Annotated in this window: 9 protein-coding genes and 2 pseudogenes; all 11 read left to right on the top strand. The window is 57.3% G+C overall.

All coding sequences use genetic code 11. The features are described 5' to 3' along the window. The first annotated feature begins 6 nt into the window (after positions 1–6). Positions 7–807, top strand: coding sequence for a Cof-type HAD-IIB family hydrolase (locus P0X86_RS23420; RefSeq protein WP_015736678.1), 801 nt, complete (start codon positions 7–9; stop codon positions 805–807). Between the two features lie 254 nt (positions 808–1,061). After that, a complete protein-coding gene (locus tag P0X86_RS23415) occupies positions 1,062–2,276 on the top strand; it encodes an ABC transporter substrate-binding protein (protein WP_192571036.1) in 1,215 nt (404 codons plus the stop codon). A 48-nt stretch (positions 2,277–2,324) separates the two neighbouring features. After that, complete coding sequence (locus tag P0X86_RS23410) at positions 2,325–3,395, top strand: ABC transporter substrate-binding protein (RefSeq protein WP_277746605.1); 1,071 nt, start codon at positions 2,325–2,327, stop codon at positions 3,393–3,395. A 9-nt stretch (positions 3,396–3,404) separates the two neighbouring features. Then, a complete protein-coding gene (locus P0X86_RS23405) occupies positions 3,405–4,277 on the top strand; it encodes an alpha/beta hydrolase (RefSeq protein WP_277746604.1) in 873 nt (290 codons plus the stop codon). After that, positions 4,258–5,043 (top strand): 2,3-dihydro-2,3-dihydroxybenzoate dehydrogenase, encoded by a 786-nt coding sequence (locus P0X86_RS23400; protein WP_192571039.1) that lies wholly within the window; start codon positions 4,258–4,260, stop codon positions 5,041–5,043. Before P0X86_RS23405 ends, P0X86_RS23400 begins: the two co-directional genes overlap by 20 nt. Before the next feature lie 78 nt (positions 5,044–5,121). Next, entirely contained in the window at positions 5,122–6,366 is a 1,245-nt protein-coding gene (gene dhbC, locus P0X86_RS23395) for an isochorismate synthase DhbC (protein WP_277746603.1), read from the top strand. 3 nt (positions 6,367–6,369) lie between these two features. Continuing rightward, positions 6,370–8,022, top strand: a pseudogene (locus P0X86_RS23390) ((2,3-dihydroxybenzoyl)adenylate synthase). Between the two features lie 21 nt (positions 8,023–8,043). After that, on the top strand, positions 8,044–9,027 hold the full coding sequence (locus tag P0X86_RS23385; RefSeq protein WP_277746602.1) for an isochorismatase family protein: 984 nt from the start codon (positions 8,044–8,046) through the stop codon (positions 9,025–9,027). Positions 9,028–9,042: 15 nt separating this feature from the next. Continuing rightward, positions 9,043–16,273 (top strand): annotated as a pseudogene (locus tag P0X86_RS23380) (amino acid adenylation domain-containing protein). Beyond that, positions 16,257–16,484 carry an MbtH family protein gene (locus tag P0X86_RS23375; RefSeq protein ID WP_277746601.1) on the top strand — a complete coding sequence of 76 codons (228 nt, stop codon included), beginning with the start codon at positions 16,257–16,259 and terminating at the stop codon, positions 16,482–16,484. The pseudogene P0X86_RS23380 and the gene P0X86_RS23375 overlap by 17 nt, the downstream one beginning before the upstream one ends. Then, positions 16,481–17,929 carry an MDR family MFS transporter gene (locus P0X86_RS23370; protein ID WP_277746600.1) on the top strand — a complete coding sequence of 483 codons (1,449 nt, stop codon included), beginning with the start codon at positions 16,481–16,483 and terminating at the stop codon, positions 17,927–17,929. The genes P0X86_RS23375 and P0X86_RS23370 overlap by 4 nt, the downstream gene beginning before the upstream one ends. Positions 17,930–18,135: the final 206 nt, after the last annotated feature.

The following is an 18,135-nucleotide window of genomic DNA, read 5'->3' as shown; positions in this document are numbered from 1 at the left end:
TGGAGAATGGGATACAAATTGGTCGCGCTTGACGTAGACGGAACGCTGCTGAATGATCATCACGAAATTACGGAGAAGACCAGGAACACCGTGATGGAAGCCGCAAAACAAGGGGTAGAGATCGTACTGTGCACGGGCAGAGGGCCGCTGAATTCGATTCCTTTCATGAAAAGCATGGGTCTCGGCGGTTATGTCATCAGTCATAACGGCGCGGCAACGGTCGAAGTGGAGACCCATCACATCGTGCATCAGTTCGGCATGGACCCGGGTCAGCTGGAACCCTTCATGAAATATTGCCGTGAGCACGGGGTGCATTTTGACGTGAATACCGCCTTCGAGATGTACGTGGACCAGGTGGATGAGCTTGCCGGACCGGTACGTTCGATGTACGAAAACTATTTGATGCTGCCAAGCAATCTGCCGTCATGGGAGGAGCTGTCGGACCCGGTCGTGAAATTTACGGTATTCGGCGAATCCGCCGATATCGACCGCGTCTATGCGGATTGGAGCAAGTGGACCCTGCCCTTCAACATGCTGCGAAGCGGCGAGTTCTTTATCGACCTGATGCACAGCCAAGCATCCAAGGGAAATGCGCTGAAGCAGCTGGCAGCCAAAAGAGGCTATCGGCCGGACGAAGTGCTGGCCATCGGCAATTACTTCAACGATATTACGATGCTCACTTACGCGGGCATGGGCATTGCGATGGATAATTCGCCGGTAGAGGTCAAGGCCGCCGCCAATGCGGTAACGGCTTCGAATAACGAGGACGGCGTACACGAAGCGCTGGTGAAATACTGCTTGTCGTAAAAATTGAATACTGCAGAAGCGAGAACCCGCCATGGGACACTTGAAAAAGTGCCCGAAGGCGGGTTTTTTTGCGTGAATGGGAGCCGGTTAACCGCATTCTCTAAGAAGATGAAGACAAGCATATCCTTCCAGATTTGGATTGACACGATAGAAGCGTCATGCTATTTTTATCAATGAAAATGATAATCATTATCAGTTATAAAATCTGAAACCCCACGCCTGCATATCGTTTTATCGAAAAAAGGAGGCAGCTCATGCATACGGAAGAAGAGCAGATCATAGATAACGCATCGGATTCGGATCGCAGCGGAAAAACCAGCCTGGTGGAGATCAAGGAGTACATCGACAGCCATTATCACGAGGCGTTAACCATTGGCAGACTGGCCGGAATGGCTAATATCTGTCCCAAGTATTTCGTAGACCTGTTCAAGAAGACATTCGGCCAGACCACGATTGATTACCTGACGCATGTTCGCATGAATCACGCCAAGCGTTACTTGGCCGAATCGGACGATCGGCTTCGGGATATCGCACAGAAGGTTGGTTATAAGGACGAGTTCTATTTCAGCCGGATATTCAAGAAGAAGGTGGGCATGTCGCCGTCGGAATATGCCCGAAATTCGAGGCAGCTGATCGCGGCCTGTTCTTCTGCGATCATCGGGCAGCTGGTGGCGCTGAACGTCATTCCAGCCGCCGCGCCGCTTGATGCGAAGTGGACCCCGTTTTATTACAATGCCTACAATTCGGAGATCAAGTCCCGCTTGAAATTGACGAACCCTTATCCGGACAGCCGCTTTGAGGAGAATATCGAGCAGCTGTTCCGCGCCAAACCCGACGTCATTATCGGCATGGATCATCTGGGTGAAGAGGAAATCGCCAAGCTGGAGCCTATCGCCCCCACCTTCATTGTTCCGTCCCATGCAGGGTGGAAGAAGCAGCTGGAGCTGATCGCGGCATTCCTGAACAAGGAAGAACAAGCACAGTTCTGGATCGGACAGTATGAGCGGAAAGTGGCGCGGGCACGCTCGCGAATGCAGGAAGTGGTGGGGAATGATCGTGTTGCCGCGCTGCGGATATATGGGCAAAATCTCTATTCCTACGGTAACCGGGGGCTTGAGGAAGTGCTGTTTCAGGATTTGCAGCTCAAGGGAGCTTGCCGATCTGATGCCAGCCGGAATCAGCAGATAACGATGGATGATTTGCTGCGGTGCGATCCGGACCGGATTCTGATCGCGGTATGCCCGGAAGCCGCATCGCGGCGCTATTGGCTCGCGCTCCAGCATTCCGCCGAGTGGCATAGGCTTCGAGCCGTCGCTCAAGGAAGGGTCTATACGATCTCGTCCGATCCTTGGTTCGAATACTCCGCGCTTGCCGTGACGAGAATGCTGGACGAGGCGATGCTGCTGTTTACAGGAGATAGTCCAAACGGAGTTCTGGATAAAAGCCATGGTGAATCGTTTGCTACGTAATATATACTCGTCTTAATTGAGAATCATTATCACAGGAGGAGATACATTGTGGCAAAACGTTTCAATCGTGGAAAGAGAATTTGGAGGATCAATATAGCGGCACTTGCGTGTTGTGCCGTCATCATAGGCTTGCTGTCAGGCTGTGGGGATAAGGCGGAGACCGAGGCGCCTGGTGGCGATCAGGAGGCAGTGAAGACCGCAGCGGTGGAGACGTCCGGCAAAGCAGGGAGCAGCCAAGCGTCGACGGAGGAACCAGGGACGAACCGTGAGGAGACGTCCACGAAGGAGGAACGTACGGTAACGGATGAGCTTGGGCACGAAGTGAGGATTCCGGCTGAGGTGAACAAGGTGTTTGCGCCGAACATGGAAGATTCCTTGCTGAAGCTCGGCGTGAAGCCCGTTGCCCAATGGGCCAACGGCAAGCAAGGACACTCTTATTTGCAGGAGGAGCTGGACGGCATTCCCCTGATCGATTTTTCGGGAGGCTTGCCTTCGCCGGAGGCCCTGATGTCCTACGAACCGGATCTTATCGTGCTTCACACGGAGACTTACGCGGCGGACGGCACCTATGAAAAATACGCCAAAATCGCGCCGACGTACGTATTCAAAAATGCTTCCGGGAATGTCGAGAAATCGCTGACCACCCTGGGCGATCTGCTCGGGAAGGCGCCGGAGGCCGAGACCGCCTTGAAAAATTATCAGCAAAAAGCAAGCGAAGCGAAGGCGAAGCTGAGTTCCGTGGTGGGGGACAAGAACGTGGCCATTATCCGTTTCGCACCCAGAGGAGTCAGTTTGATGGGCGGAAATTACCTGTGCGGATATGTCATCCATCAGGACCTGGGACTGGGCAAGTCCAAGCTGGTCGAGAACGAGAATGCAGCTAACCTATCCCTGGAAATACTCCCGCAGCTCGATGCGGACTATATATTCGTCATCAACGCCTATGATCAAGGAACGGAACGCATGAAGGAAATGACGGAAAGCCCGATCTGGAAAGGCATGCCCGCGGTCAAGAACGGTCAGGTCTATGAAGCCGATAACGAATACTGGCTGGGAAGCGGCCTGATCGCTTACGAGAAAATCGTGGATGACGTCGTTCGCTCCATTACGGGTCAATAGGAGGAACATATGAGCCATCATACGACTTCCGTAGACATGATGAGGCGCAGCGTGGTGTTGACCCGTGCGGAGCATTGGGGGATGCGCTCGAGGGGCGGGCGCCACTATCGAATCATAACGGCACAGCCGACGGGACCGGCCCCGCCGTCCGGATATCCGGTCATCTATTTACTGGACGGCAACAGCGTGTTTCACACGATGGTCGAGACGCTGCGCCTGCAGTGCCACAGGCCGGACAAAACCGGGATATTGCCGGCTGTCGTTGTAGGCATCGGTTACGAGACGGAGGGGCAGTATGCTTCGGACCGGTTCTATGATTACACGCCCTATCCAAACACGAAGTTCAGGAACAAGCTGGACGGGGATTCCGTGCCGGAGCAGGGGGGAGCGGCTGAGTTTCTGCAGTTCATCGAGGAGGAGCTGAAACCGCAGATCGAGGGCGAGTTCAACATTGACCGGCATCGCCAGACGATATTCGGCCATTCCCTCGGCGGGCTGTTCACGCTCTATGCCATGTTCAGCAAACCGCAGGCGTTCTCGTGTTACATCGCCGGCAGCCCTTCTATTCACTGGAATTCGGAGTATTTATGCGAGCTGGAGCAGCGCTATGCCGATCAGGTCAAGGAACAACCTTATCCTGTCCGGCTGCTGCTTGGCGCAGGAGAGCTCGAAAGGCCCCATGTCACCGGCAATTGCATCCGCGCATCTGAGCTCGCCGAACGTCTGGCTGTTCTGTCCGAGTATGGCATGCATACCGAATTCAAGGAGTTTGAGGGGGAAGGGCATCTATCCGTGCTGCCAGTCCTCATCAGCAGAGCATTACGGTTTGCCCTTCACCCTGAACATGAAGGAGATGATCACCATGGAGAGCGCAGGCATTAGAGGGAAAGTAGCGCTCGTGACCGGTGCCGCCCAAGGAATAGGCGAAGCGGTGGCACGGGCCCTTGCCCGGCAAGGAGCCGTTGTAGCGGCCTGCGACCGAAAGGAGGCCGAGCTGCTCCGCCTTGCGGCCGACCTATCCGGATCAGGCGTTCATGCCGCGGCTTACAAGACGGATGTGAGCCGCAGTGCCGAGGTTGAAGCGATGGTCGAACGGGTTGAGGATGAGCTCGGACCGATCGAGATTCTCGTCAACGTTGCGGGAGTGCTGCGGGTCGGCGGGGTCGAGTCGCTTACCGACGAGGATTGGCAGGCCCACTTCAACGTCAATACCCACGGCGTATTCTACACCTCGCGCTCCGTCGTGAGACGCATGGCGAGCCGTCATTCCGGAGCTATCGTGACGGTAGGCTCGAATGCGTCCAAGGTTCCGCGGTCCCAAATGTCGGCCTACGCCGCCTCCAAGGCGGCGTCCACGATGTTTACGAAATGCCTGGGGCTCGAATATGCCCGCCACCATATCCGCTGTAACGTGGTTTCCCCGGGCTCTACGGATACCGAAATGCAGCGCTTGTTATGGAAGGATGAACATGGTGCAAGGCCCATTATCGAGGGGGCGCCGGACTCCTTCCGCCTCGGCATACCGCTTGGCAAAATCGCAATCCCTTCGGACATTGCGGATGCGGTCATTTTCCTTGTATCCGATCGGGCCGGGCACATGACGATGCAGGACGTATGCGTGGATGGCGGCGCGACGTTGGGATGCTGAGCATTTACGGGTTTTCATGCTTGATGATTTTCTAAATTCAATATACTAGGTAGGCTCATAAGCAGAGAGGAGACTGAAATGTTACGCTATGATGCTCCAACCGCAGCGGAGGCTGCGCAACTTATGGAACAATACCAGGTCGGTTCGTCTTTCTTCTTCTCATCCCCTCGCAAGACGCTGTTAACGCATGGAGAGTATTCAAGATTGCAGGTTTCCTCGGGTACCGGGCACAGAACGCTGCCGGAACGCGTCCGTGAATTGCTGGAATTCGCGAAGCAAGCGGGACGGCGGGATGCCGTTGTTGTTGGCGCCATACCTTTTGACATTCAAAAACCGGCCAGTCTGTTTATTCCGCTTTCGGCCCAGTGGCACGATTCCCTTCTATTCTCTGAAGGCGAGGATCCGGAAATGCCCCGAATTTCCAGTTACAAGGTGCTTTCCGTTCCGGAGCCGACGGCGTTCAAGGAAGGCGTGAACCGGCTGCTGGACCTCATTTCTCAAAAGAAACTCCATAAAGCGGTGCTTTCCCGAACGCTGGATATCACGCTTCCTCATGCCCTGTCCATTCCACAGATATTGACTCATTTAGCTTATCACCACTCCCATGGCTACACGTTTGCCGTACCGTTGGCACCCGAATTGTCCCACACTTCAAGCCCGGATGCCGTTGCATCCACCCGGACGCTGTTTGGCGCAAGCCCCGAGCTCTTAATTACGAAGAAGGGTTCGCGAATCAAAGGAAATCCATTGGCGGGCTCTGCGGCACGAAGCGCCGATCCCGCTGAAGATCAGCGGCGGGCGGCAGCCCTGCTGTCATCCGCCAAAGACCGATATGAGCATGCCATCGTAATCGATGCCGTGGCATCGGCCTTGCAGCCTTATTGCAGCAAGCTGGAGGTTCCCGCCGAACCTTCGCTCGTACAGACCCAAGCCATGTGGCATCTATCCACCGAAATCAATGGCGTCCTGAAGGAGGAATCGGTAACGTCATTGGAGCTTGCCCTGGCGATGCATCCGACGCCGGCAATCTGCGGCACGCCGACCGATGCGGCCCGGGATGCCATACAAGAGATCGAGCCGTTCGATCGCGGCTTCTACTCGGGAGCCGTCGGTTGGTCGGATGCCAACGGGGATGGCGAGTGGGCGGTGACGATTCGCTGCGCAGAAACGGAAGGAACCTTATTGCGGGTGTTCGCAGGTGCAGGAATCGTGACCGGTTCCATAGCGGAGGCGGAGCTGGCCGAGACTTCGGCCAAATTCCGCACGATTCTGGCCGCGATGGGTTTGAATGAGCAACAAACAACGATGTTGGAGGAGGAATGAGGAATGTTGGCAGGTTGTAAGGCTTGGCCGGAGGAATTTGCCGCCCGCTACCGGGAGGCAGGCTGCTGGCAGGGCGAAACCTTTGGAGAGCTCTTGCGTAAACGGGCTGCAGCGCATGGGGAACGGGTTGCGGTCGTGTGCGGCGACCGGCACATAAGCTACGCCGAGCTGGACAACCGGGTGGATCGATTGGCCGCGGGATTTCTTAAGCTCGGCATTAAGGCACAGGAGCGGGTTATCGTTCAACTGCCGAATATCGCTTCATTTTTCGATACGATATTCGCGCTGTTCCGGATCGGGGCGCTTCCCGTCTTCGCTCTGCCCGTTCATCGCCGGAACGAAATCGTATATCTGTGCGGCTTTAGCGAAGCCGCCGCGTATATCATTCCCGATATGGAAACGGGCTTCGATTATCGCGACCTGGCGGCTCAGGTTCAGGCATCGGTCCCTTCCCTCCGCCATGTCATCGTAGCCGGCGACCCGGGTCCGGGGGCGTTCGCATCCCTGGACGATTTGTACCTCGATGATTCGGAGCGCTCTTTGTACGGATCAGACGCGTAAGGCCCTGATCCCGGCGATGTCGCGTTTCTCCAGCTGTCGGGCGGGACGACCGGACTGCCGAAGCTCATACCGCGCACGCATGACGACTATATTTACAGCTTGCGCATGAGCGCCGAAATCTGCTCGCTGGATAAGGATAGCGTTTATTTGGCGGTACTTCCCGTCGCGCATAATTTCCCGCTCAGCTCGCCGGGCGTGCTGGGGACGCTGTATGCCGGAGGCAGGGTTGTTCTTGCCCGGTCAGCGAGTCCGGATGCGGCATTTCCGCTGATCGCTTCCGAGGGCGTCACGATAGCGGCGGTCGTTCCGCCCCTGGCCATGATTTGGCTTGAAGCGGCACCATCCCGTTCCGAAGACCTCTCCAATCTGCAGGTGCTGCAGGTAGGCGGGGCCAAATTCAGTGCGGAGGCGGCCAAACGCGTGCAAACGGTGCTGGGATGCAAGCTGCAGCAAGTGTACGGGATGGCGGAAGGCTTGGTGAACTATACCCGGCTGGATGACCCCGAAGACATAACGGTGCATACGCAGGGGCGGCCCATGTCCCCTTACGATGAAGTGAAGCTGGTCGATGAGGATGATGTCGAGGTAGCCCCCGGCGAAGTCGGGGAATTGCTGACACGGGGGCCTTATACGATTCGCGGCTACTATAAAGCGGACAAGCATAACGAAAAGGCTTTTACCACGGACGGCTTCTATCGCACGGGTGACCTTGCCAGCATGACGCCTTCAGGTTACCTGGTGATCCAAGGCCGTTCCAAGGATCAAATTAACCGAGGGGGGGACAAGGTTGCAGCCGAAGAGGTGGAGAACCATCTGCTTGCCCATCCCAGCGTGCACGATGCTGCCGTGGTCGCGATGCCGGACGAGTATCTGGGCGAGCGGACCTGCGCCTTCGTTATCGTTCATCATGGCGCGGTTAGCGGCAATGAGCTGAAGGCGTTTCTCAGGAATAGAGGGCTCGCTGCGTACAAAATCCCGGATCGGGTGGAATTTATGGATTCCTTCCCCCACACGGGTGTCGGCAAAGTAAGCAAAAAGCAGCTGCGGGAGCTCGCGGCTCAGAATCAGGACGCACGGCTGAAACTTTCCAAATAATATCGAAATGAGGAGATATGGATGGCACTTCCTAAGATTTTACCTTATCCCATGCCAGGGGAGACCGACCTGCCCAAGAACAAGGTAGCATGGACGGCGGATCCGAACCGTGCCGTGCTGCTCATCCACGATATGCAGCAATATTTCATCGACGCGTTCACGCCTGATCAATCGCCGGTCGTGGAACTGATCGCCCATATTCAGAAGCTGCGTTCCTGCTGCGCGGAGCTTGGCATTCCCGTGATCTATTCGGCCCAGCCCGGGGGCCAGGCACCGGAGCAGCGCGGCCTGCTGCAGGATTTCTGGGGATCCGGCATCAACGACGGTCCCTACCAGAAAAAGTTCGTGGATGCGGTGGCGCCGTCGGAACGGGATATGCTGTTGACCAAATGGAGGTACAGCGCCTTCCAGAAGACCGATCTGCATGAAATCATGCGCGGGTTCGGCCGCGACCAGCTGATGATCTGCGGGATCTATGCTCACATCGGCTGTCTGTTGACCGCCGGCGAAGCTTTCATGAAAGACATACAGCCGTTCTTCATTGCGGATGCCCTTGCGGATTTCTCGTTAGAGAAGCACCGCCTGGCACTTGTTTATGCAGCGGAACGCTGCGCCGTTACGCTGACCACGGAACGACTGATCGCTTCGCTGACTCCGGCGCGTCACCCCGTCTCGGGTCGTTCCGAAGCTCGAACCGGAGAGGGAAGACCCGCTGATGCTGTGGAGGAGCTATCGCCGCTCACGCTGCAGACGCTGCGAGAGAACGTAGCGGAATTGCTGCAGGAACGGCCGTCGAGCATCGGCGAGGATGACCATTTGATTGAATACTGGGGACTGGATTCCATTCGCATCATGAGTTTGGCCGAGCGCTTCCGGCGCGAGGGCTTGGATATCAGCTTTGTGGAGTTGGCCGAGCAGCCGACACTGGCGGGCTGGTGGGGATTGCTGTCGGACAAGCAGAACGTGCGGGTGTCACCGCCCAATTATGATTACTATACGGTGTAAAAGGAGGGAATTCGTATGCTTGAGCAAAAGAGGGAGCGCTGGTCCCTCTCCGGTGCGCAGCTGGGGATATGGTATGCCCAGCAGCTGGACCCCGACAATCCGATATTCAACACGGCGGAATGCATTGAGATTCGAGGACCTGTAGATCCGGTTCTCTTCGAGAAGGCCTTGCGCCAGGTGGTGGGGGAGGCCGATGCCCTGTTTGCCCGCTTCGGCGAAGATGCGGACGGTCCTTGGCAGTCGATCGATCCGTCTCCTGACTGGCCTCTGCACGTGATGGATGTCAGCGGGAAGGTGGATCCTCATCTTGCTGCCCAAAGCTGGATGGAGCATGACCTTGCCCAAGCTATCGATCTAAGCCAAGGACCGCTGTTTACGGAGGCGCTGTTCAAGCTCGCCGCCGATCGCTACTATTGGTACCAACGCATCCATCATATCGCGATCGACGGATTCGGCGTATCGCTTCTGCTGCAAAAAGTTTCCGAGGTCTACACGGACTTAACGGGCGGGGACACATCCGGCATAGGCCCGTTCGGCAGGTTCCGGACGATCCTGGAAGAAGATGCGTCATACCGCATGTCGCAACAGCTCGACTCGGATCGCCAATTCTGGCTGCAGCGCTTTGCCGATGAGCCGGAGGTGGTCAGCTTAGGGGGACAGGCGCAGCGTTCGGCGCGGAGCTTCCTGCGCCGTTCGGCGCAGCTCCCGGCATCTTCAATGCAACGCTTGCAGGCGGCAGCGCAAGCTGCAAGGGACAAGCTGGCCGGATGCGATTGCGGCTGCTGCGGCCCTATATGTCCATCGTATAACAGGCGCCGAGGAGGTTGTGCTTGGATTGCCGGTGATGTGCCGCTTAGGCTCGTCATCCATCCGCATTCCGGGCATGGTCATGAATTTGCTGCCGCTCCGGGTGAGCGTCAGGCCCGATATGACCCTGATCGATCTGCTGCGGCAGGTCGCACGGGAGAATCGCGAAATCAAGCGGCATCAGCGCTACAGGCATCAAGACATCCGGCGTGATCTCAAGCTGCTTGCGGACAACCGCAGGTTATTCGGACCGCTCGTGAATGTGATGCCTTTTGCGGAAGAATTGAATGTTGGCGGTTTCCGAGGCAGCGTCCGCAATCTTGCGTCCGGTCCCGTGGATGATTTGACGATGAACGTGTACGGCGGATTGGGCGGGCACGGGCTGAGAATCGACATGGATGCCAATCCGCAGATTTACGGCGCAGATGAGTTAGAGTCCCATTTACAACGCTATTTGTATCTGCTGGACAGCCTTGCCGAAGCGGAGCCGAATGATCCCGTCGGGGGCTTGGACTATATTTTGCCGGATGAACGCAAGAAGGTGCTCGTTCAGTGGAACGATACGACCCGCGCCTTGCCGCAGATCAGCGTGCCGCAATTATTCGAGGAGCAGGCTGCGCGTACGCCGCAGGCGGAAGCGGTCATATGCGAAGGGTTATCCCTTTGTTACGAGGAGCTGAACAGGCGGGCGAATCGCCTGGCCCGTTTGCTGATTGCCCGGGAAATAGGGCCTGAGCGAATCGTTGCCCTGTCGCTGCCACGGTCGGTGGATATGCTTGTTGCCATCCTCGCCGTTCATAAGGCCGGGGCGGCATACTTGCCATTGGATCCGGACTATCCGGATGATCGGATCGCTTATATGCTTGCCGATGCCAACCCGGCATGCTTGATAACGACGCGGCAGCTGTCTGAACATTTCGCGGCTGTCATGGAAGATAAGGACGTAATCCTGTTGGATTCCGCGGCTACCCTTCAGCGATTGGAGCAGCAGGCCTTTCATAATCCTGTCGATGCTGATCGCGTACGTCCGCTGCTGCCGCTTCACCCGTCCTACGTTATTTATACTTCCGGATCAACCGGCCGACCCAAGGGGGTCATGCTCACGTTCGAAGGCCTAGCCAATCTGCTGTCGGATATGCGCGAGCGTTTGGGCATCGGGGAGCGGGACCGCTGGCTGTCGGTCACCACGATGTCATTCGATATCTCGGTCATGGAGATGCTGCTGCCCCTGGCATGCGGTTCGACGCTCGACATCGTGATGCGGGATACCATTCTCGACGCAGCGGCGCTCATACGCCGAATTCGGGAGACGGGAACCACCATCATGCAGGCGACCCCGACGTTATGGCAGTCGATTGTCGCTTGCCGCCCAGGGAAATTCGAGCGGCTCAAAGTCATTACCGGGGGCGAGGCGCTGCCGGTCGGTCTTAAGCTTGCGCTTCAGGACCTGAACTGCGAAGTGAACAATCAATATGGTCCGACGGAGACAACGATTTATTCGACGGCGGCAAAACTCGATCAAGCCCCAGAAAAGCCATCCATCGGAGGACCGCTGTGGAATACGAGACTGTATGTGCTCGATTCTTCGCTCTCACCGGTTCCGCCAGGCGTAACGGGCGAGCTGTACATTGCGGGCTTGGGGCTTGGCCGGGGGTACTTGGGAAGACCCGACTTGACGGCGGATCGGTTTGTCGCGGATCCTTACGGCCCCCCGGGCTCCCGGATGTATCGAACAGGCGACCTTGCCCGCTGGCAGGAGAACGGCTGGATCGATTATTTGGGACGCGCCGACCATCAGATCAAGCTGCGCGGCTTCCGGATCGAGACCGGCGAGATCGAGTCCGTGCTTGCGGCTCATCCGGCAGTGGAGCAGGCTTTTGTCATGGTTCGCGAGGATCGGGTCGGCGATCGCCGGCTTGTGGCTTATATCGTTCCGTCGTCAGACTGGCCACATCCCATCGATTCGGCAGATTTACGGAGTTATGCCGCAGAGAAACTGGCGGAGTATATGGTGCCGTCTGTCATCGCAGCCCTTGAAGCGCTGCCGCTCACGCCGAACAAGAAGGTGGATCGCAAAGCGCTTCCCGTGCCTGATGTCCGGCTGGCGGCCGGGCGTATGCCGCGAACGCCGCAAGAGGAGATGCTTTGCACGATTTTTGGCGAGGTGCTGGGCTTGCCGAGGGTTACCATCGACGATGATTTCTTCGAGCTTGGCGGTCATTCCCTGTTAGCCGGCCGGGTCATGGTCCGTATCCGGGAAGCATTCGGCGCAGAGCTAAGCATTGGCAGCCTGTTCGAAGCGTCAACGGCCGCGAGTCTCGTCAAGCGGCTCGATCATGCGCAAGCAGCCAGACAGGCCGTGCGTCCCGCGGCAAGATGCGGGCGCTTGCCGCTGTCGTTTGCGCAGCAGCGGTTATGGTTTTTATATCGGTTGGAGGGTCCGAGCCCGACCTATAATATTCCTCTTGTGGCCCGTTTGTCTGGTGACCTCGATCTGTTATCGCTACGTATGGCACTGGGGGATGTAGTGGCTCGGCATGAGTCGCTGCGCACGGTGTATCCTGAACACGACGGGGCTTCGTTTCAGCGCATTTTGGATGCCGAGAGGGCCCGGCCGGAGCTAATGGTAACCGAGATCCGCGAAGCGGAGCTTGCGGATCGATTGGCCGATGCCGTCAGGTACCGTTTCGAGCTTGCAGCCGAAACTTCCCTTCGGGCAGAGCTGTTCAAGCTGGGCGATCGAGAGTTTGTCCTGCTGTTGCTGCTGCATCATATCGCCGGAGACGGCTGGTCGCTTACCCCGTTGACGCGGGATCTAGCGGATGCCTATGCGGCAAGGTGCCTGGGGAGAGAGCCGACATGGACTCCGTTACCGGTACAATATGCGGATTATGCCATGTGGCAGCAGAAGCTGTTTGGCCGCTCGGGCGACGAGAACAGCCTGATTGACCGCCAGCTGGAATATTGGACCGAAGCGCTTTCCGGCTTGCCGGAGCAATTGGAGCTGCCTACCGACTTTCCACGGCCCGCCGTGGCCAGCTATCAGGGCGGCAGCGTGCCGTTTTCGATATCCCGTGAGCTGCATCAGCAGATGAATGGGCTCGCGCACAGCAACAGGGCGACTTTATTCATGGTATTTCAGTCCGCGATGGCTGCGCTGTTTACGAAGCTTGGTGCAGGTACGGACATTCCGATCGGTAGCCCCGTATCGGGTCGGAATGACGACAATCTGGATCATTTAATCGGTTTCTTCATCAATACCCTTGTGTTTCGCGTGGATACGTCGAACGACCCGACGTTCGATGAGCTGCTGCGACGGGTGCGGGAAAAGAGCTTGGCAGCCTTCGAGCATCAGGACGTGCCGTTCGAGCGGCTTGTCGAGACGCTGAATCCTCCGCGTTCCCGGGCGAGACATCCACTCTTCCAAGTGATGCTGGTGCTGCAGAACACGCCGGAAACTTCGCTTGAGCTTCCGGGAATCAGCTCGAAGCTGCAGCTGCAAAACGTGGGCACTTCGAAGTTCGACTTAACCTTCGAACTGACCGAGCGGCGGGATCAAACCGGCGAGCCGGACGGAGTGGACGGCTTCATTGAATTCAGCTCGGATTTGTTTGAGCGCGGGACGGCGGAAGCGATGGCGGAACGATACGTGCGCGTATTGGAAAGTGCTGTCGTTGAACCAAGTAAAACCATCAGCAAACTGGATATTCTAACCGTTGATGAACAGGAGGAGATTCGTCGACAATGGAGCGCGCCGCTGCCAGTCACCGAGCAGGCAACTTTGTCCGAGCGGTTTGAAGCGCAGGTCAGCCGCTCGCCTCAATCGGTCGCGATTGTCCATGACGGCCAGTCTATGAGTTATGAGGAGCTGAACGAGCGAGCCAACCGGCTTGCCCATTTCTTGATTGCCTCCGGCGTCGGTACGGAGCAGATCGTAGCTCTCGCGCTGCCGCGTTCGGTGGATATGGTCGTCTGCATTCTAGCCGTGCTTAAAGCGGGGGCCGCTTACCTGCCTCTGGATCCGGAGTATCCGGAGGATCGATTGGCTTACATGTTGGAGAATGCTTGTCCGGTATGCATCATGATGAGCGTTCACGTGATGGATCAGCTGCCGAGTTTCGGACGATGGCTGCGCGTTGTCATCGATGGACCTGAAGAGGCTATGCAATGGCAGGGTTATTCCAAGGAGAATCCAAGCGACCGTGAGCGTCTTGGACGGCTTATGCCGCAGAATGCCGCTTATATCATTTATACCTCCGGTTCCACAGGCAAACCGAAGGGCGTGCTGGTGCCGCATCAGAATGTCGTCCGGCTATTCGATTCCACCCGGCATTGGTTCCAGTTTAATGAAACCGATGTATGGACCTTGTTCCATTCGTATGCCTTCGATTTCTCGGTGTGGGAAATATGGGGGCCGCTCTTGTACGGCGGCCGGCTGGTCGTGGTTCCGCATACGGTCAGCCGTTCGCCTGAAGAGATGATAGGCTTGCTGGTCCGGGAAGGCGTGACCGTGCTGAATCAGACGCCGTCGGCGTTCTATCCTTTGATTCAGGCGGATCGGGAGCAGCCGGAGACGGGTCGGCAGTTGTCGCTAAGGTACGTTGTGTTCGGAGGCGAAGCCTTGGAGCTTGGCCGGCTTACGGATTGGTATCGGCGCCATGCCGACGATGCCCCGCGTCTGATCAACATGTACGGCATAACGGAAACAACCGTGCATGTCAGCTACATGGAGCTGAACCGAAACCTGGCGCTCCCGGGAGCCGGCAGCCTGATCGGCGAAGCGATCCCGGATCTGCGGGTGTACGTGCTCGATGACAGGCTTCAGCCCGTTCCGTATGGCGTCATCGGGGAAATGTATGTCGCCGGCGCAGGATTGGCGCGCGGGTACTGGGGACGTCCCGACCTTACCGCCGACCGGTTCGTGGCGGACCCATACGGCCCGCCGGGGACAAGAATGTACCGAACCGGCGATTTGGCGAGACGTTTTGCCGACGGCACGCTGGATTATTTGGGACGGTCCGACCATCAGGTGAAAATACGCGGCTTCCGGATCGAGCTTGGCGAAATCGAATCGGTCCTCGTGCGTCATGAGGCACTCTCGCAGGCGGCTGTCATCGTGCGTGAGGATCAGCCCGGAGACCAGCGGCTTGCGGCTTATGTCGTCGGCAATACAGGTGAATCGCCTTCGGGTACGGAGCTGCGCCGCTATGCCGCTTCGCTGCTTCCTGATTATATGGTTCCATGGGCCTTCGTCATGATGGACAAGCTGCCGCTTACGCCTAACGGAAAGCTGGATCGCAAAGCGCTGCCCGCCCCCGAGATGTCGCCGGATGCGGATGGGCGCAATCCGCGAACTCCGCAGGAGGAAGTGTTATGCGAGCTGTTTGCCGAAATCCTCGGCGCCAAGCGGGTCGGCATCGATGACAGCTTTTTCGAGCTCGGCGGTCACTCTTTATTGGCGGTCCGGCTCATCAGCCGGGTTCGCGAAGCGCTCGGCAAAGAATTGAGCATTGCAGCATTGTTCAAAGCACCGACGGTAGCGGGGCTAGTCGACAAGCTTGAGATGGGCGGCGGGAACAGCGCGCTGCAGGTCGTGCTTCCGCTTCGGTCGCATGGAGATCAAACCCCGCTGTTCTGCGTGCATCCGGCAGGAGGATTAAGCTGGTGCTACGCAGGTTTGATGAAGCATCTCGGCATGAATTATCCGATTTACGGCTTGCAGGCAAGGGGCATTGCCCATGCGGAGGAGCTGCCGGGATCGCTGGAAGAGATGACGGCAGACTACATCGGCCATATCCGCTCCCTACAGCCAGCGGGTCCATATCGGCTGCTCGGCTGGTCCTTGGGCGGCAATGTCGCTCAGTCGATTGCGGTACAGCTGCAGGAAGCGGGTGAAGACATTGAATTGCTCGCCATACTGGATGCTTATCCGAGCCATTATTTGCCGATCAAGGAAAAACCCGACGAAGACGAGGCTTTGACCGCGCTGCTGGCGCTTGGAGGCTTCGACAGGGAGAGCATTGAAGCGGGGCTTGGAAACGCGCCGTTAACCATAACGGCTGCCCTTGAACTGCTGCGTAACGAGAGCAGCGCGCTCTCGTCCCTTGAGGAAGAAACGATCATGAATCTGAAGACGACCTATGAAAATTCGGTTCAACTGCTAAAGGCTTACGTTCCGAAGCGGTTTGAGGGAGATATGTTATTCTTTCACTCCACGATCATCCCGGATTGGTTTGACCCCATCGACCCGGAGATGTGGGAGCCTTACGTAGGCGGCAAAATCGAGCGGCACGATATCGAATGCCGTCATAAGGATTTATGCCAGCCGGGACCTCTGGATGAGATCGGCAAGACGATTCTAAACAAGCTTGAAGAAATGGCATCTAAAACAGAGACAACGAGGGACAGGAGGGAACTGATCTATGACCAATCCTTTTGAGCAAGCCGGCGGCAAGTTTCTTGTACTGATGAACCACGAGGGCCAATATTCGCTCTGGCCGGCGTTCGCGGCTATTCCGGCCGGCTGGAACCAGGTTCTCGGACTTAGCTCGCGGGAGGAATGCGTCGCTTATATCAACGAGAACTGGGTCGATTTACGGCCGCGGAGCTTGTATGCCGATGCGGGAGCAATTCCGGAACCCGGACCATGAGCCATGGGCTGAATCCAAAAAAAGTAGTATGCATCGTCTATGTGGCCGCGATGTTTGTGGTTGCCATGGACGCCACCGTGCTGAACGTGGCGCTTCAGACGATCAGCAGGGAGCTTGAAGTGCCCCCTGCGGCTTCAGGCGTGCTGAATGTCGGTTATTTGGTCAGCTTGGCCATCGTTCTGCCGATGGCGGGCTGGCTTGGCGATACATGGGGAACGAAGCGTACGTTTCTCCTGGCACTGGGCCTTTTTACTGGAGCATCCGTATTGTGCAGCTCTGCAGACAGCTTGGCTGCGTTGACGCTTTTTCGCGTGATCCAAGGCATCGGCGGCGGCTTGCTGACCCCGGTCGGCATGGCGATGCTGTTCCGCATGTTCCCGCCGCAGGAGCGCGCGAAAATCTCCCGGGCGCTCATCCTGCCTATCGCGATTGCGCCTGCAATCGGCCCGGTTGTGAGCGGGCTGCTTCTTGAATATTTGACGTGGCGGTGGATCTTCTTCGTGAGCTTGCCGATCGGCATTCCCGCTCTCGTGTTCGGATTATTCTGGCTGAAGGAGCATCGGGAGCCGGATGCCGGCAAGCTGGACGTGCCAGGCCTGCTGCTGTCCGCGCCGGGGCTTGCCCTGCTGATGTTCGCCTTGAGCCAGGGGCCGCTGCACGGGTGGGACGCCCCGCGGGTATGGGGCGCCGGCCTGGCTGGCATCCTGCTGTTGTCTGCTCTGGTGAAGGTGGAGCTAAGGGCTGCGAAACCGCTGCTGGATTTGCGGCTGCTGGGCAATCGCTTGTTCCGAACGTCGGGTATCATCGCAATGTGTGCATCTGCAGGTCTGCTGGGCATGCTCTACGTATTTCCCTTGATGTATCAGAACGCCCTGCACGTCTCCGCCTTGGATACGGGGCTGACGACGTTTCCCGAAGCCATCGGGCTGATGGTTGCCTCGCAGCTCGTACCCTGGACGTATCCAAGGATGGGCCCTAGGCGAGTGATCATCATGGGATTTGCGGTTACCGCGCTGATTTTTATTATGCTCAGCATGGTGGACGCCGGGACGAATCCGTGGTTTATACGGGCCCTGCTGTTTGGCGTCGGCATTTTCCTTGGTCAAACCGTGGGATCCGTTCAGATCGCTGCCTTCGCCACCATCCCGCCTGCTTCGATGGGGCGCGCTTCCACCTGGTTTACGGTGCAGAACAGGCTTGGTCCCGCCATCGGGCTGGCTGTTCTATCAGGCATCTTGGCTGCCGTTGGAACGGAGACCGTAAACGCGGCGGGGGAGTTGGGGCCGAATCTGACGGCATATCGAGCAGCATTGCTTGGGGCCGCTGGCTTCCTGCTCATCGGTGCAGGCGCGGCGTTATGGATACGGGATGCCGATGCGGCGTCCACGATTCGCAAACCCGCTACAATACCGGCCAAGGAACAGGCGACTCCAGCCGAGAAATAACCGTGCTAAACATCCGGATGCCATAGACGAGATCCCCTTGGATTTAGTGGAAATACGCTTAGTTTTCGGCGATGGCCGGATAGCCGTAAAAGCATTTCAAGTGAAAAAGGGGCTGTACTCCTGCATGCTGGTGCAGAAGAGTACAGTCCCTTTTTACGAAATGAATCAGCAAGCACGCAATGTCTGCTAATTTGATCCATTGGCCT

This window comes from Paenibacillus sp. BR1-192 (assembly GCF_029542445.1).
In the GTDB taxonomy this organism is placed as follows: domain Bacteria; phylum Bacillota; class Bacilli; order Paenibacillales; family Paenibacillaceae; genus Paenibacillus_AQ; species Paenibacillus_AQ lautus_A.
This window is presented reverse-complemented; position numbering and strand designations above follow the sequence as displayed.

Excerpts from the sequence above, each read along its gene's own strand:
- P0X86_RS23420 (WP_015736678.1), top strand. The coding sequence starts at position 7 with ATGGGATACAAATTGGTCGCGCTTGACGTAGACGGAACGCTGCTGAAT.
- P0X86_RS23415 (WP_192571036.1), top strand. The coding sequence starts at position 1,062 with ATGCATACGGAAGAAGAGCAGATCATAGATAACGCATCGGATTCGGAT.
- P0X86_RS23405 (WP_277746604.1), top strand. The coding sequence starts at position 3,405 with ATGAGCCATCATACGACTTCCGTAGACATGATGAGGCGCAGCGTGGTG.
- P0X86_RS23400 (WP_192571039.1), top strand. The coding sequence starts at position 4,258 with ATGGAGAGCGCAGGCATTAGAGGGAAAGTAGCGCTCGTGACCGGTGCC.
- dhbC (WP_277746603.1), top strand. The coding sequence starts at position 5,122 with ATGTTACGCTATGATGCTCCAACCGCAGCGGAGGCTGCGCAACTTATG.
- P0X86_RS23385 (WP_277746602.1), top strand. The coding sequence starts at position 8,044 with ATGGCACTTCCTAAGATTTTACCTTATCCCATGCCAGGGGAGACCGAC.
- P0X86_RS23375 (WP_277746601.1), top strand. The coding sequence starts at position 16,257 with ATGACCAATCCTTTTGAGCAAGCCGGCGGCAAGTTTCTTGTACTGATG.
- P0X86_RS23370 (WP_277746600.1), top strand. The coding sequence starts at position 16,481 with ATGAGCCATGGGCTGAATCCAAAAAAAGTAGTATGCATCGTCTATGTG.